Below are 14597 nucleotides of genomic sequence, written 5' to 3' on the forward strand. Positions count from 1 at the left end.
TTGAGACGGCACTAACCGTCTCAACCCCTTCAACTTATTGAGTCATAGAAGCATCGAGCGCCTGGTTCAATGCCAGCACATTGACCACCGGCTCGCCGAGAACGCCGAGCTCTCGCGGCTCGATGGCAGCCTCGACGAGTGACTTGACCTTGGCCTCATCGATGTTGCGCGCCTTGGCCACGCGCGGGATTTGGAAATAGGCATCTTCAGCCGAGATGTCAGGATCGAGGCCGCTGCCCGATGTGGTCACCATATCGATCGGAACCGGCACATTCGGGTTCTGCGCCTGCAACGTCGCGGCGTCGCTCTTGATACGGGTGATCAGGCTCGAATTGGTCGGACCGAGATTGGAGCCGCCGGAATTGGCGGCATTATAGGGTGCGGAAACCGATTTGGTCGGGTCATTCGGGTCGGCGCCTGTCGTGGCCGACGGGCGGCCATGGAAATAGCGGTCGGTCGTGAAACTCTGGCCGATGAGGCTGGAGCCGATCACCTTGCCGTCCTTCTCCACCAGGCTGCCATTCGCCTGATGGGGGAAGAGGGCCTGGGCGACGCCTGTCATGGCGAGCGGATAGGCAAGGCCGGTCAAAACGGTCGTGGCGACGATCATAACGATGGCGGGTCTGATTTGTTTCAGCATGGGAAATCTCCTTAGACCAGGCCGATGGCGGTAATCGCCATGTCGATGGCTTTGATGCCGATAAAGGGTACGATGATACCGCCAAGGCCGTAGATCAGCAGGTTGCGGCTGAGCAGCGCGCCGGCACCGATCGGGCGATAGCGAACGCCCTTCAGCGACAGCGGGATCAGCGCGACGATGATCAGCGCATTGAAGATGATCGCCGAGAGGATGGCGCTTTGCGGCGTCGCCAGCCCCATGATGTTCAGCATCTTCAGCTGCGGATAGAAGGCAATGAACATGGCCGGGATGATAGCGAAGTACTTCGCGATGTCGTTGGCGATCGAGAAGGTCGTCAGCGCGCCACGGGTCATCAGCAGCTGCTTGCCAATCTCGACGATCTCGATGAGCTTCGTCGGGTCGCTGTCGAGATCGACCATGTTGCCGGCTTCGCGGGCGGCGACCGTACCGGTGTTCATGGCAACGCCGACATCGGCCTGGGCAAGTGCGGGCGCATCGTTCGTGCCGTCGCCGCACATGGCGACGAGCTTGCCCTGCGCCTGCTCCTGGCGCATCAGCGCCAGCTTCATTTCCGGGGTCGCCTGGGCGAGGAAGTCGTCGACGCCGGCTTCGGCGGCAATGGCGGCTGCCGTCAGCGGGTTGTCGCCCGTGATCATCACGGTGCGGATACCCATGCGGCGCAGTTCCGCAAAGCGTTCGCGGATCCCGCCCTTGACGATGTCCTTGAGGTGGATGACGCCGAGAAGGCGGCCATCACGGGCAACGGCAAGCGGTGTGCCGCCGGCCTTGGCGATCTCGTCGGCGATCACCTGCAGCTCGCGCAGCGTTTCGCTTGATGTGCGGGACATGACGGCGGCGCCTTCATGGCTACCGTTGGCAGCACCTTGCACATAGGCGACCACGGCATCGACGGCGCCTTTTCGGATCGAGGAGCCTTCGAGGTCGACGCCGCTCATGCGGGTCTGCGCGGTAAAGGGAACGAAGGTCGCCTTCAGGCTCGTCATGTCGCGGCCGCGGATCGCATATTTCTCCTTGGCAAGCACGACGATCGAGCGCCCTTCCGGCGTCTCGTCGGCAAGCGAGGCAAGCTGTGCGGCATCGGCGAGATCCTGCTCGCTGATACCCCGGACCGGGCGGAAAGCGGTCGCCTGGCGGTTGCCGAGCGTGATCGTACCGGTCTTGTCGAGGAGCAGTGTGTCGACGTCGCCTGCGGCTTCGACGGCGCGGCCCGACATGGCGAGCACGTTGAAGCGCACCAGGCGATCCATGCCGGCAATACCGATCGCCGAAAGCAATGCACCGATGGTGGTCGGGATCAGCGTCACGAAGAGCGCGACGAGCACGACCGTCTGGATCGAACCGCCGGCATAGGCGGCAAAGCTCGGGATGGTGACGGTCGCCAAAACGAAGATCAGCGTCATGCCGGCCAGCAGGATGTTGAGCGCGATTTCGTTCGGCGTCTTCTGCCGTTCGGCACCTTCGACCAGCGCGATCATGCGGTCGATGAAGGTCGAGCCGGCGGCAGCGGTGATGCGCACGCGGATTTCATCCGACAGAACCTGCGTACCGCCGGTGACCGCCGAGCGGTCGCCGCCCGATTCACGGATCACAGGCGCGGATTCACCGGTGATCGCGGCTTCGTTGACAGAAGCGACGCCTTCGATGACTTCGCCATCAGACGGGATGATATCGCCGGCTTCGACCAGAACGACGTCACCGACCTTCAGGCTGGTACCAGGCACCATCTTGTAGTCGGTGCGGCTGTTGCCGGTCAGAAGTTTGGCTTGCGTTTCGGTGCGCGACTTGCGCAGCGAATCCGCCTGTGCCTTGCCGCGGCCTTCGGCGACGGCCTCGGCGAAATTGGCAAACAGCACCGTGAACCACAGCCAGATATTGATCTGCAGCGAGAAGCCGAGATTGCCGCCGCCGGTGATGAGATCGCGCAGGAAGAGGACAGTCGTCAGTGCCGAAACGACGGCGACCACGAACATGACGGGGTTTTTGGCAAGCGTACGCGGGTTCAACTTCGTGAACGAAGCGCCGATCGCCGGAACGAGAATGCGAGAATCCAGAATACTCGCTGATTTTAACTGGCTCATAAGAGGCTCCAGCGTGAAGAGGAAAACGTCAGATCGGAACGCAGCCGATCAGCCGATCAAAAATCCGAAGACGACAAGGCCGAGGAACAGGGCAACCATCGCCAGCAAAATGGCGTCGGACGCACAGGTTATTCCGGCCGGGCCACGCCCCCTGTCGAAGGGGCGTGGATCGATGACTTTTCTAAGCTTGCCTAGAAGCGGTTGGCTCATGGCCGTCATTCCTTAAAAGGTCTGGCCCGCGATCATCGCCAGATGCTCGACGATCGGTCCGAGCGCCAGCGCCGGGAAGAAGGTCAGGCCGCCGACGATGAGGATGGTGCCGACCAGCAGGCCGACGAAAAGCGGGCCATCCGTCGGGAAGGTGCCGGCCGAAGCGGGAACCGTCTTCTTGCTGATCAGCGAGCCGGCGATCGCAAGGGCCGGAACGATGACCAGGAAGCGGCCGATCAGCATGGCGATACCAAGCGTAATATTGTACCAAGGCGTGTTGCCGGAGAGGCCGCCGAAGGCCGAGCCGTTGTTTGCCGCCGCCGAACTGTAGGCATAGAGGATCTCCGAGAAGCCGTGCGGGCCGGCATTGCTGACCGACGCAACGGCGGACGGCAATACCACGGAGATTGCCGTGAAGATCAGCATGCCGGCGGGCAGGCAAAGCACGGCGAGCATTGCCATCTTCACTTCCTTGGCCTCGATCTTCTTGCCGAGATATTCCGGCGTGCGCCCGACCATCAGGCCGGCAACGAAGATGGCGATGACGACGAACATCAGAATGCCGTAGAAACCGGCGCCGACGCCGCCGACAATGACTTCGCCGAGCTGCAGGTTGATGAGGGGGATCAGGCCGCCGATCGCCGTGAAGCTGTCGAGCATGCCGTTGACCGCGCCGCAGGATGCCGCGGTAGTGATGACGGCGAAGAGCGAGGAGGCAGCAATCCCGAAGCGGACTTCCTTGCCTTCCATATTGCCGCCCTGGATTCCGAGCGCGTGAACAAGCGGATTGCCGGCCGCTTCAGCCCAATAGGTGACGATCACGCCGGCGATGAACAGCGTGCCCATCGCGGCCAGGATCGCCCAGCCCTGCCGCTGGCTGCCGACCATGCGGCCGAAGACGTTGGTGAGCGCCGCGCCGACGGCGAAGATCGACAGCATCTGCAGGAGATTGGAGATCGCGTCCGGGTTTTCGAAGGGATGCGCCGAGTTGGCATTGAAGAAGCCACCGCCGTTCGTGCCGAGCATCTTGATGGCAAGCTGCGAGGCAACGGGTCCGACGGCAATCGTCTGCTGCGCCCCTTCGAGCGTCGTCGCATTGACATAGGGTCCAAGCGTCTGCGGGACGCCGAGATAGACGAATACAATCGTCAAGACGATGCAGATCGGCAGCAGGACGTAGAGCGTGGCTCTTGTCATGTCGACCCAGAAATTGCCGATAGCCTTGCCCGAAGCACGCGCAAATGCGCGGATCAGCGCAATGGCGATGGCAATGCCGGTTGCGGCAGACACGAAGTTCTGCACGGTCAGGCCGGCCATCTGCACGAGATAGGACATCGTGCTTTCGCCGCCGTAGTTCTGCCAATTGGTATTGGTGACGAAGCTGGTCGCCGTATTGAAGGACAGTTCCGGCCCGACCGCGGTCATGCCAGCCGGATTATACGGCAGGCCGGCCTGCAGTCGCTGCAGCGCGTAGAGGACGAGAAAGCCGGCAAGGCTGAACAGCAGCATGGAGACCGAATAGGTCGTCCAGTGCTGCTCTTCGCGCTCGTTCGTGCCGGCCAAACGATAAAGCCCCCGCTCCACAGGACGGAGGACGAAGGAGAGGAAGGTGCGCTCGCCGGTAAAGACACGCGTCATGTAACCGCCGAGCGGTTTGACGAGCAGGAGTAGGATCCCGATGTAAAGGAGGATCTGAAGCCATCCGTTGAAGGTCATGGAGGTAACTTTCCCTATCCAGCGCTGTCAGAAGCGCTCGGGGCGAATAAGAGCATAGACCAGGTAGACAGTGAGAAAGATCGTCACGCCGCCACCAAGAATGTAATCGAGAAGCATTGCCGTCTCTCCGACTAGAGGCTGTCGCAGGCCTTGGTATAAGCGACGCAAAGGAGGAAGAATAAAACGCCGATCCCGACAAGAATGATGTCCATCATCGATCGCGAGTCCTTGATTGTTATTGTTGAATGCAGAAATAATGGAGGGCGCTTCACACGAAAGCGCCTCTTTTCATTCTGCCTGGGGAAGAGCACTTCAGGTGTATCTTCGCCATGCAATATGCGACCGAACCGCATTAAGGTTCGAGACGGACGGAAAGGGAAAGATATAAAAATCTTATAAATGCCGATGGGGTTGCCGAGATGAGCGGGGATGGCCCTATGTCCAGCCTGGACCGCTCGCCTGAGGCAGTCGACAAGGATATAGCGAGATACGAATGCTGAGCCGGCATCGCGCTTGATGCCGCTTCCCACCAGTGATTTAGTCGACGGATACGGATCGAGTTTTTACAACCCGGTCCCACGATATGCGACCGCCAGAAAAAGAAATGCGAGCCAGTGACAACCAGCATCAGACATATCGCCAAACTCGCGGGAACATCGGTCTCATCGGTCTCGCGTGTGCTGAACAATAGCGGCTATGCCTCTCCGGAACTGCGGGAGCGCGTGGAGGCTGCCATCCGCGCACTCAACTACACGCCGAGCAAGGGCGCGCGCATGCTTCGCGGCGCCCCGAGCCGGATGATCGGACTGATGCTGCCGTCGATCGACGTGCCTTTCTTCGGCATCCTTGCCCATGCCATCGAACAGGACCTGTTCCGGCGCGGCTATCAGACCCTGATCTGCAGCACGGCCGAAAACATGGATCACGAGGCGCGCTACATTTCCATGCTGCTGTCCCAGCGCGTCGACGGCGTCATCGTGGCAAGCGCCTTCGGCAGCACCGAGCATTTCGAAGCGCTGCGCGACGCACATATCCCGATCGTCGCCATCGACCGTGAGCTCACGGGAATTGCCGACGATGCCGTCATGGCCGATCATGAGGAGGGCGGGCGCTTGATGGCCCGCCATCTGATCGGCCTCGGCCATCGTTTGATCGGCATTGTCGGCGCACCTGCACACAGCCAGCCCGTCCAGCTCCGCCTTCGCGGCATCACGGCGGAAATGGCCGAGAGCGGCATAGCACCAGCGATCGTGACCATGGCCGAGGAGCACAGCTTCGCGGCGACCTATCCGCTCGCAAGGGAATTGGTGGCCTCCCGCCCCGAGGTGACGGCCATCATCGGCACAACGGATATTTCAGCGATTGCCGCAATCCATGCCGTTCAGGATCACGGCTTTTCCGTACCGCGCGACTATTCGGTCATCGGCTTCGACGATCTGCCGGAGGCGGCCTATGTCTTCCCCCGGCTGACGACCGTCGCCCAGCCGATCCGCAGTGTCGGCGAACAGGCGGTCCGGCGATTGGAGACGCTGATCGAAGAGCACGAGGCGGATCGGGAGCCCGGAAAAGACACCATCGTCAAGGTTCCCGTCACCTTGATCGAGCGCGATTCCACCGGGCCTGTCCGCAAATGAATGCATGTCGCCTGGAGGCGGCATTCAGGGCCGGACGATGACCTTGATCTCGCCGGCCAGTGGCGCGCTGCCGACTACTTCGGCAACATCTTCGAGACCTATGGTCTTGGTGACAAGCGAATCCAGCTCCAGAATGCCGCCCGCGACCATGGCCGCAGCCCGGGAATGGGTGAAGGGATTGAGATAGGCCGGCCTGATTTCGACTTCGTTGACAAGCAGATCGAACGGCAGAACGGGTACTTCGAGGCCCGCCGGCGTCACTCCGAACAGCACGAAGGCACCCCCGCGCCGCACCATCCGCACGCCGGTCTGCAGCGTCTCTGGGACTCCAGCGCATTCTATGACGACATCCACGCCGCCATCGGTCGCGTCCTTGACGGCGGCAACCGCATCCGCCGCCGTCGGGTCGAGGGCCAGCGTCGCCCCGAGCCGCAATGCCGCCTCGCGCCGCGACAGCTGGCGGGTGATCAGGATGATCTGGTCGGCACCCGCAAGACGGGCCAGCTGCACCATCAGCAGGCCGATCACGCCGCCGCCCAATATGGCGACGCTGTCGCCAGGGCGGATCTTCGCCTTGTCGATGGCATGGATGCAGCAGGCGAGCGGCTCGCAAAAAGCGCCGTGGACGGGATCGAGATCGGGAGGCAGTGTGAACGCCTGGCCGCAGGGAACCGCGACATATTCGGCAAAGCCGCCGTCCCGCGTCACCCCGATGGCTTTCAGATTGGCGCAGAGATTAGGCCGCCCGCGTCGGCAGGCGGGGCAAGTGCCGCAAGCGATATTCGGATCCACGGTCACGAGCTCACCGCCTATGAAGGACGAAACGCCCTCGCCCACCTCCTCCACGAGACCACAGAATTCATGGCCCAATGCCACCGGCATGGCCGTCGGATATTCACCCTTGTACATGTGCCGGTCGGACCCGCAGATGCCGGCCGCCAGAACCCTGACGATGATATCTCCTGGTCCGGCGCTCGGCTTTTCCACAGTGCGCATGGCCATGGATCCGATCGATTCCAAACGGACTGCCCTCATTCTCCTCCTCCGAGCATAAGGTTCAATGTCTTGATCCTATCGCGCCACTCCCGTCGGCACCATAGCATCAAATGATACACTGCCGCTCTGCAGCCGGCACATCAAGCACATGCATGCTGCATCGCCTTCACATCCTTGAGAAGCGTTGCCATGTCTGGGATGCCGTCCGTCGCTGTCACGCCTCCGAGGCAACGGGCGGCGGCGGCATGGGCGGCGGCGCAGATGCGCTCGACGGGCCAATCCTCATGCAGGCCGTAAAGTACGGCGGCGCAGAAGGCATCGCCGGCACCGACGGTACTGACGATTTCAGCCGGATCGACCGGTCGCGAACGGCAAACGATTGGCGGGCGGCCCGGCGCAAACCAGAAGCAGACCTCCGGGGCATGGATGATAGCGCCCCTGGCGACGCCCGCCGCCAGCAGCCGCTCACCGGCCGTCAGAAGTGCGGATTCGATCAACTCGCCTTTCACGTCACGCACGCTCACGCCGGTTGCACGCCCCGCCTCGATTTCATTGATGACGAGGAAATCACAATAGGGCAGAGCCGCGCCGACCTTTGCCGCAAACTCGGGATCTTCGCTGGAGACGAAATCGACACAGGTGGTCAGGCCGGCGTCGCGTGCGGCTTTCAGCAGACGCGATGCCCCGGATCGGCCGTCCGCATCAATCATGTCGAGACCGGGCAATAGCATCAAATAGCCGAGATAAAACAGCCGGTAACCGGCGTCCGCAAAGACTGCAGGCGAGACCAGCGCATCCGTCACCGCATCACTGGCGCCGCCATGATAGAAGAAGGTGCGGTTCTGCCCCGGTACATTCATGACATGCGTGTGCGCCGTCGCGCGGTCGGGGAGTTCGCGCAGACCGCTTGCATCGATGCCGGCGCTCTGAAGCCGTGCCCTGACGATCTCCCCATCGATATCCGCACCGATGCAGCCGGCCGCGGCGAGCTTGCCGGGAAAACCGAGCGAGGCGAGGTCTGTGACGACATTGGCCGCCCCTCCTCCAACGCCGATGTCCTGATGCAGGATATGGGCGAGATTACCCTGCTCGGGCCAATAGGACAGCGTATGCACGCGATCGACGATGAAATTTCCCGCGCAGACAATGCCTCCCTTGTCCTTCTTCTCGCCGCCTCGAACCTCCTCCCCGGTCCGCATCAGCCACCCGCCTCGTTCCATAAGGGTATGAGAGGCGGCTCATCCTCCTCGATTACGGCAAAGCGGCCGATCGGCTCCAGAAAGTAGTTATCTCTGTTATCGTCATTGACCTGGCTGACTTCGCCGACGAACACAGGCCCGCCGCCCTTTCGGCCATAGAAGCGATGATAGAGGCCGGTATGGATCGTCACGCTCTGGCCGGGGGACAGAATGAGCGGCTCCCATGCGGCAAGCTTTCTCGGCAAGCCATCGACCGGAACAGTCACATCATCCTGCAGCGCATTGCCTTCGGCGTCGACGGCAGTAAATTCGATGACGAGGTCGCCGCCGGCCCTGTTGATGATGTCTTCCATCTTGGCTTGATGGCGATGGGTCGGCGTCACCTGCCCCTCCTCGACGAAAAGCAGCTTCTCGGCATAGGTGCGCTCGCCCTCGACACCGACGATGCCGTTGCGCAGGCAAAACAGCACGAGGCCGCATTCGGCGAACCGGCCTGAGCCGAAATCGGTGACGTCCCATCCCAATTGATGGCTACGCAGATAGCGCGCCGCCTCCGGATTGGCGGCGAAATCCGCCGCCGTCCAATATCCCCATCTCGGCAAGGACCATCGCCAATGGTCTAGGGTTTTGCTTGCGCGCCGTAGCGCTTGATTGATCTCGGAGCGCTTCATCGGGCGGGCGCTCCTTCATAGCCGACCGGCACGACGATATTCTCGCGACCGGATTTCAGTGCCGCCGTCAGCACAGCGTGGTGCGCCTGCGCTTCTTCCGACGTCGCACAGGCAAAGCCATTGGCATTCCCGCCTGCCAGCTCGTCGACGAAGGCGGCCCACATCTGCTGGATAGCATCGGCGAAGCCGAACTCGAAAATCTTGCCAGTAATTGCGGGGAAGAGCGAGCCATAGCCGAGGTCCTCGGTGCTCCAGGCCTGCGCGCCACCGGTATAATCCATCCACTGCCATTGCCGTGGCGACTTGGTGGTGAAGAAGGCGCTCTTCTTCATGCCGAGGATGCGAATGTACCAGGTATTGGCTTCGCCCGGCGCGATGCGCCAGGTCTTCAGCACCATCGGGAAATCCTGATCTTTTGTCTGCACGCGGCTGCTGATCGTTGCATTGTCCCAGGTCGTGCATGGCACCGTGCCGCCCTTGCCGTCCGGGCGCTCGGTGATTTTCTTCACCAATTGCGCATGCAGCGTTTGCGGGCGCCAGCCGAGCCGCAGGGGCACGTGTAGGACATGCATGCCGAGATCGCCCATGCAGCCATATTCGCCGTTGATATCGGCCATGCGCTTCCAGTTGATCGGCTTCTGCCTGTCTATGTCGGAGGAATGCAGGAAGCCGGCTTCGACTTCGAGGATATCGCCCATCTCGCCGCTTTCGGCGAGCGCGATAACTTTCTGCGCACCGGGAAAGAATGGCATTTCCGACGAGCAGCGAACCAGAAGCCCAGGGTTTTCGGCCAAAACCGCCATGATCTCGCGGTTCTGCGCCGCATCCATGCCGAACGGCTTTTCGCCGAGCAAATGCTTTCCGGCCTTCAGGATATCGATATAAAACTGCTGGTGAAGCACGTGCGGCACAGCGCAATAGACAGCATCGACATCCGGATTGGCGAGCAGCTCCTTGTAGTCGCCGGTGCACTGACGGACCGACGGCACATTGTCCTTGAACCAGTCGAGAAGTGTGGCATTGGTGTCGCAGACGGCAACGATTTCCGGCCGCGCCCTGGTATCGGCAAGATGCAGCCAGCGGGCGGCGGCACTTGCGAATTCGCGTCCCATCAGGCCGCAGCCGATGACGCCGAAGCGGAATACTCTTTTCATGTTTCCTCCTCCCAGGATGCGTCAGGCGAGATGCCGCGAGGCATCTTCGACGGAAGCCTCCTCATGGACGATCGCCATCAGGGCGCGAGTCATGCCCGCGGGATTGTTGTGCTGGATGACGTTGCGGCCATAGACGATGCCGCGGGCGCCCTGCTCCATCAGTTGCTTGGTGCGTGAAAGGATTTCCCGATCCGACACGCGGCCGCCGCCGCGCACCAGCACGGGCAACCCTTGGGCGATCTCGATGACGCGGTGGTATTCCTGCACATTGTCGCAGGGGTCCGCCTTGATGATGTCGGCACCGAGCTCGGCGGCCTGACGTACCAGCGGCAGGATCTTGTCGATCGCGCCATCGACCATATAGGCGCCCTTGGAATTGTCCTGCATGACCAGCGGCTCGACCATCAGCGGCATGCGGTAGATCTCGCATTCGCGCTTCAGGCTGTTCACGTTGCGCACGCAAGCGCGGTAGACCTCGGGCTGGTTCGGTAGCATCAGGAGATTGACGACGACGCAGGCGGCATCCAGCGCGACCGCCTGCTCCACGCCCCGATCGATCATCTCGGAAAACAGCGCCGAGGGCAGCGGATTTCCGTAGATATTGGCGATGTCAGTCCGCAGGACCAGGGCCGGGCGATGCTTGCCGCGGATTGCCTGCAGAATGGGCGCAGTCCCCGGCGGAAGCTGGATGGCATCGGGCGCGGCATCGGCAATGACCCTGATCGCCGTCCGCATATCCTCGATGCCGGAAAGAAAAGTCCGCTCATTGAACATGCCGTGATCGATGGCGACGTCGAAGCAATTTCCGGACACGCCGAACAGGCGGTTGAGCCGCGCGGATTTCATCCATTTCCTCCCAATGTGGTAACGTTTCCACATGGGCACATTAGAGGACAGGCTTGGCGAGTCAAGGCGGCTGCCGCATCGTTTCGACACCGCTCGACTTCTTCAGGTTTTAAAGAATAGGGATTATCAGTTTCCGGATATGACCAGCCGCCCCCGATCCCTCGCGGGGCGGCCCTCTACGGAAGCCGCGTGATTAGTGCAGCTCCGTCCCCTGAATGGCGGAAAGCGTCCAATCCGAACCCGGCTTGCGCACGAAGGTCCAGAGTTCGGTCGTCTCGGAGTGATTGCGATCGTCACCGTCGACGAGCTTTCCTGTCTTGCGGTCGACCAGGGCATCGATGCTCGAATAGTGCATCGCAAGCGTTGCATATTCGGCATTGTCCTCGCGCCAGGCCTCGGCAACATCCCCCTGCAGCAGGCGGACGTCGGAAACGCTGTTGCGCACGCCATTCGTGGCGTTTTCCCCGAGCTCTTCGGCCAGGTAGGACATCGCCTCCGGCGTGGTCAGCCGGCGTAGCGTGGCATAGTCCTCTTTGCCGTAGGCCGACTGGATTTCGGTGAGGAGACGCTCGAAGCGATCGAGGTCAGCCTGCTGCAACCCGATCTCGTCCTGAGCCTGCCGCGCTTTCTGTGCGGACGCCGCTCCACCGCCGATGGACGGAATGGAGAACGAAGGCCGCGACGATGCGCTCGCATCGTTCATCGGATTCATATTGTAGGGGGCGCCCGAGCCGGGTGCTGCATATGGCGTGCGCTGACGGTTTGCGAAGAACCGCATGGCAAAGCTGATCAGCAGCACGATCAGAGCGATCTGCAGCAGCATGCCGAGGAAGCCGATTCCGCCGCCGAAACCATGGCCGAGCAGCATGCCGAGAAGGCCGCCGGCGATCAGGCCGCCGATCATCGATCCGCCGAAACCACCGAAGAGTCCCGGACGCTGGGGCGCGCTAAGCGGCGGCTGGGTCGTTGTCTGCTGCTGCGGCCGCTGCGTCATGGTCCGATCAATAGGAGCTGCCTGTGTCGGAGCAGTCCTCGTGATGGCCGGCGTATCGAAGGTCCGCGTCCCGCGGCTTCCGAATCCGCTCGATCCGGCCCGACGCGCATCGGCAGCGTCAAAGGTCGCTACGGACGAAGCGGCGGCAAGGATGACGATGGCTGCGATCTTGGCAAAACGCGGAACGGCACTCGGCATTGGCTCTCCTGTCATCGGGCAGAAAATCACTTTTGCACCCATATGGGAACGTCAGGCTGCGATTGTAAGTTGGCACCCCGTTAAATCTCAATCCAGGGCACGGGAAGACGGGCCACCGATCGGCCGGTTTCGTCTTCGGACGCGCCGAAGACCATGACCTTCCCAATGTTTCGGAAGTGACCGGCTGCCGGCGCGACGCGCTTAATTTTCGTCAACGCCTTCGAACAAACCGTCATAAACCTCCATCAGCGCATTGGTGATCGCCTGGCCGAGCGCGTTGCCGGCTTCGCGGACATCGTCGTCCGTCCCATCCCGCGCCGCCTTGGCCAGTTCAAAGCCCTGCTCGCTGATGATCTGCTTTGCGACCTCGATGGCCCAGAGACCGAAGTCGCCGCGATTGTCTATGTTGATCGCGCCGTCCATTGCTTGTCCTAATCATTCGCCGTGACCAGTCTCTATACCCCCATCCGGCAAAAAGGCCAGCCTTGATTATACCACCTCATTGTATGGCCATCGGCAGAATTTAAAGGCGACTCGCAGCCGATCGCGGGCAGATTCGCAGTGAATCAGCCTTGGGCGCGCCTTCATCCCAATAGGCGACGCCTAGCGCAGCTCTCATGAAATCGCCCGCGGACGGCTTACGAAATGGCTTCAATATGACGGAAATTGTGGAAATGCAGGCTTTCTCGGCCTTTCATGTCAGGACTCCTCGTGACAATGAACATCTCCAATGGAAATGATTCCGCTGTTAACAATACGGGGGAAGCCTCATGACCACTACCAATGAAATTGCAGACAAGATTGCCGCTGACCATAAGCTGACCAAGGCTCAGGGCAAGACGATCGTCGAAGCCGTCTTTGCCGCCATCGCCGGAGCCGCAACCTCCGGCGCCGAAACCTCCATTCCGGGTTTTGGCAAGTTCAAGGTCAAGGACACGCCGGAAAGGGAAGCACGCAATCCCGGAACCGGCGCGACCATCAAGGTTGCGGCATCGAAGAAGCTTACCTTCGCGCCCGCAAAGGCGCTGAAGGATACGCTCAACAAGTAATCGCGATCCAAGCCGTCAAGGTTCGATGCATTGAACGGCCGGCCGTACCGAGTAAGGCCGGCCGTTCACTATAGTTACCGAATGCTTGGCAGACATCCGGGCTCAATCGGAAGGGACCCGGTGTTATCAGCCTTGAAAGCGTGACATCGAAAACGGCGGCGGCGCTCGACGGGCGTCGAGATAAGTTCTCAATGCCTCTGCTTCGTCGGTCTGAATGGCGGAGACGCCGGCGTCGATCAAGCGGCCCCAGACTGTTTCCGGATTGTTCAGCGCGGCGGAATCCGTGAAGCCTGCGCAGGAAACCGAATTGAGCGTATTGACCCACAGGCTGATGCCCGCCTGCCGGAAGAGCGCCTTTCGTTCGGCAACCTGCTCCAATCGGTCGAAATAGATCTCGCACAGGAATGGGTTCAGCTGAAACAGGACGTCGAGCTGGCTTTCCGCATCCAAAGCCTCAAGCCGGGTCTTGGCCATGAACGGAACCGCTTGCGACGATATATTGTCCCGGATCCAGGCGAGATCTTCCCGGGTCTTCAGAGCGCCCCAGAAATCGACTTGCTGATCAACGCGCATGGCGCGGGCACAGGCAATCACCTCCGGGATTATGGCCCTGTGCTTGACATCGAGATGCACGAAAATGCGGTCCCGTGTCAGATCAAAAACATCCTTCAGGCTCGGCAGCTTCTCTCCCGTCATCGGGTTTGTTTCGCCCCCGTCGCGGTCGCGCAGACCAAGGCTCGACAATTGCTGCAATGTCAGCCGCTCCGGCTCCTGGTCGACGCCGGCCATGCGCTCGAGCGTATCGTCATGCAGAAGGAAAAGCTCGCCGTCGCTGCTGCGCCGCACGTCGATCTCGACCACGTCGTAACCGGCGGAAATTGCCCGCTCGATCGAGAGCAGGCTATTTTCCGGCGCAGCTTGCCAGATACCGCGATGGACGACGACCGCGCAGTCTCGCGTCGGATCGGCGATATAATCGATATAATTCATGTTATGTCCCGATCGAATCGCCCGTAATTGGACATTTCGATCGGGGCGTATCATGGGACTTTGACAGATCTGCAAAGCGCAATGCCTGTTGCAACCGATGACATACGCCTTCCGCGCCTCGAACCTGCTTGCAGGCGATCATCACCCGCAGCGCCTGCACCGCTGCGCGCTGGGTTTGAATGAGGGACGCTTTGGGTTTTG

Annotated in this window: 15 protein-coding genes; 2 read left to right on the forward strand and 13 right to left on the reverse strand. The window is 61.2% G+C overall.

All coding sequences use genetic code 11. From position 1 onward, the window contains the following. Positions 1–34: 34 nt before the first annotated feature. From CCGE531_RS23670 to kdpF, 5 genes are read right to left on the reverse strand one after another with little or no spacing between them, the layout of a single operon-like run. Entirely contained in the window at positions 35–640 is a 606-nt protein-coding gene (locus CCGE531_RS23670; RefSeq protein ID WP_120668330.1) for a K(+)-transporting ATPase subunit C, read from the reverse strand. Between the two features lie 11 nt (positions 641–651). After that, positions 652–2739, reverse strand: coding sequence for a potassium-transporting ATPase subunit KdpB (kdpB, locus tag CCGE531_RS23675; protein WP_120668332.1), 2088 nt, complete (start codon positions 2737–2739; stop codon positions 652–654). A gap of 48 nt (positions 2740–2787) precedes the next feature. Beyond that, positions 2788–2949: a hypothetical protein gene (locus CCGE531_RS34380; RefSeq protein ID WP_159444778.1), complete on the reverse strand. Its 162-nt coding sequence runs from the start codon at positions 2947–2949 to the stop codon at positions 2788–2790. 12 nt (positions 2950–2961) lie between these two features. After that, positions 2962–4665: a potassium-transporting ATPase subunit KdpA gene (gene kdpA / locus CCGE531_RS23680; RefSeq protein WP_120668334.1), complete on the reverse strand. Its 1704-nt coding sequence runs from the start codon at positions 4663–4665 to the stop codon at positions 2962–2964. A gap of 27 nt (positions 4666–4692) precedes the next feature. Then, a complete protein-coding gene (gene kdpF, locus CCGE531_RS23685; protein WP_041678183.1) occupies positions 4693–4782 on the reverse strand; it encodes a K(+)-transporting ATPase subunit F in 90 nt (29 codons plus the stop codon). Positions 4783–5279: 497 nt separating this feature from the next. Between kdpF and CCGE531_RS23690 the strand changes: the two genes are divergently transcribed. Continuing rightward, positions 5280–6299 carry a LacI family DNA-binding transcriptional regulator gene (locus CCGE531_RS23690; protein WP_120668336.1) on the forward strand — a complete coding sequence of 340 codons (1020 nt, stop codon included), beginning with the start codon at positions 5280–5282 and terminating at the stop codon, positions 6297–6299. Between the two features lie 24 nt (positions 6300–6323). Here the strand turns inward: CCGE531_RS23690 and CCGE531_RS23695 are convergent, their stop codons facing one another. The 7 genes from CCGE531_RS23695 to CCGE531_RS23725 all read right to left on the reverse strand — a co-directional run bounded on the left by CCGE531_RS23695 (position 6324) and on the right by CCGE531_RS23725 (position 12780). Continuing rightward, complete coding sequence (locus CCGE531_RS23695; RefSeq protein WP_120668338.1) at positions 6324–7334, reverse strand: zinc-dependent alcohol dehydrogenase family protein; 1011 nt, start codon at positions 7332–7334, stop codon at positions 6324–6326. A gap of 101 nt (positions 7335–7435) precedes the next feature. Then, complete coding sequence (locus CCGE531_RS23700) at positions 7436–8494, reverse strand: carbohydrate kinase family protein (protein WP_120669361.1); 1059 nt, start codon at positions 8492–8494, stop codon at positions 7436–7438. Further along, the gene (locus tag CCGE531_RS23705; RefSeq protein WP_120668340.1) at positions 8494–9165 is read right to left on the reverse strand and encodes a D-lyxose/D-mannose family sugar isomerase; all 672 of its coding nucleotides are present in this window, start codon (positions 9163–9165) and stop codon (positions 8494–8496) included. Before CCGE531_RS23705 ends, CCGE531_RS23700 begins: the two co-directional genes overlap by 1 nt. Further along, on the reverse strand, positions 9162–10319 hold the full coding sequence (locus CCGE531_RS23710; protein ID WP_120668342.1) for a Gfo/Idh/MocA family oxidoreductase: 1158 nt from the start codon (positions 10317–10319) through the stop codon (positions 9162–9164). The genes CCGE531_RS23705 and CCGE531_RS23710 overlap by 4 nt, the downstream gene beginning before the upstream one ends. 21 nt (positions 10320–10340) lie before the next feature. Then, a complete protein-coding gene (locus CCGE531_RS23715; RefSeq protein WP_120668344.1) occupies positions 10341–11165 on the reverse strand; it encodes an aldolase in 825 nt (274 codons plus the stop codon). A gap of 193 nt (positions 11166–11358) precedes the next feature. Then, positions 11359–12357 carry a Tim44 domain-containing protein gene (locus CCGE531_RS23720; protein ID WP_120668346.1) on the reverse strand — a complete coding sequence of 333 codons (999 nt, stop codon included), beginning with the start codon at positions 12355–12357 and terminating at the stop codon, positions 11359–11361. Positions 12358–12558: 201 nt separating this feature from the next. Beyond that, positions 12559–12780, reverse strand: coding sequence for a hypothetical protein (locus CCGE531_RS23725; RefSeq protein WP_120668348.1), 222 nt, complete (start codon positions 12778–12780; stop codon positions 12559–12561). Positions 12781–13127: 347 nt separating this feature from the next. Here CCGE531_RS23725 and CCGE531_RS23730 point away from each other — a divergent pair, with 347 nt between their 5' ends. After that, on the forward strand, positions 13128–13406 hold the full coding sequence (locus CCGE531_RS23730; protein ID WP_120668350.1) for an HU family DNA-binding protein: 279 nt from the start codon (positions 13128–13130) through the stop codon (positions 13404–13406). A gap of 126 nt (positions 13407–13532) precedes the next feature. Here CCGE531_RS23730 and CCGE531_RS23735 read toward each other — a convergent pair whose 3' ends face one another. Continuing rightward, a complete protein-coding gene (locus CCGE531_RS23735) occupies positions 13533–14396 on the reverse strand; it encodes a glycerophosphodiester phosphodiesterase family protein (protein ID WP_120668351.1) in 864 nt (287 codons plus the stop codon). Positions 14397–14597: the final 201 nt, after the last annotated feature.

Origin of the sequence: Rhizobium sp. CCGE531, from assembly GCF_003627795.1 — a bacterium.
In the GTDB taxonomy this organism is placed as follows: Bacteria; Pseudomonadota; Alphaproteobacteria; order Rhizobiales; family Rhizobiaceae; genus Rhizobium.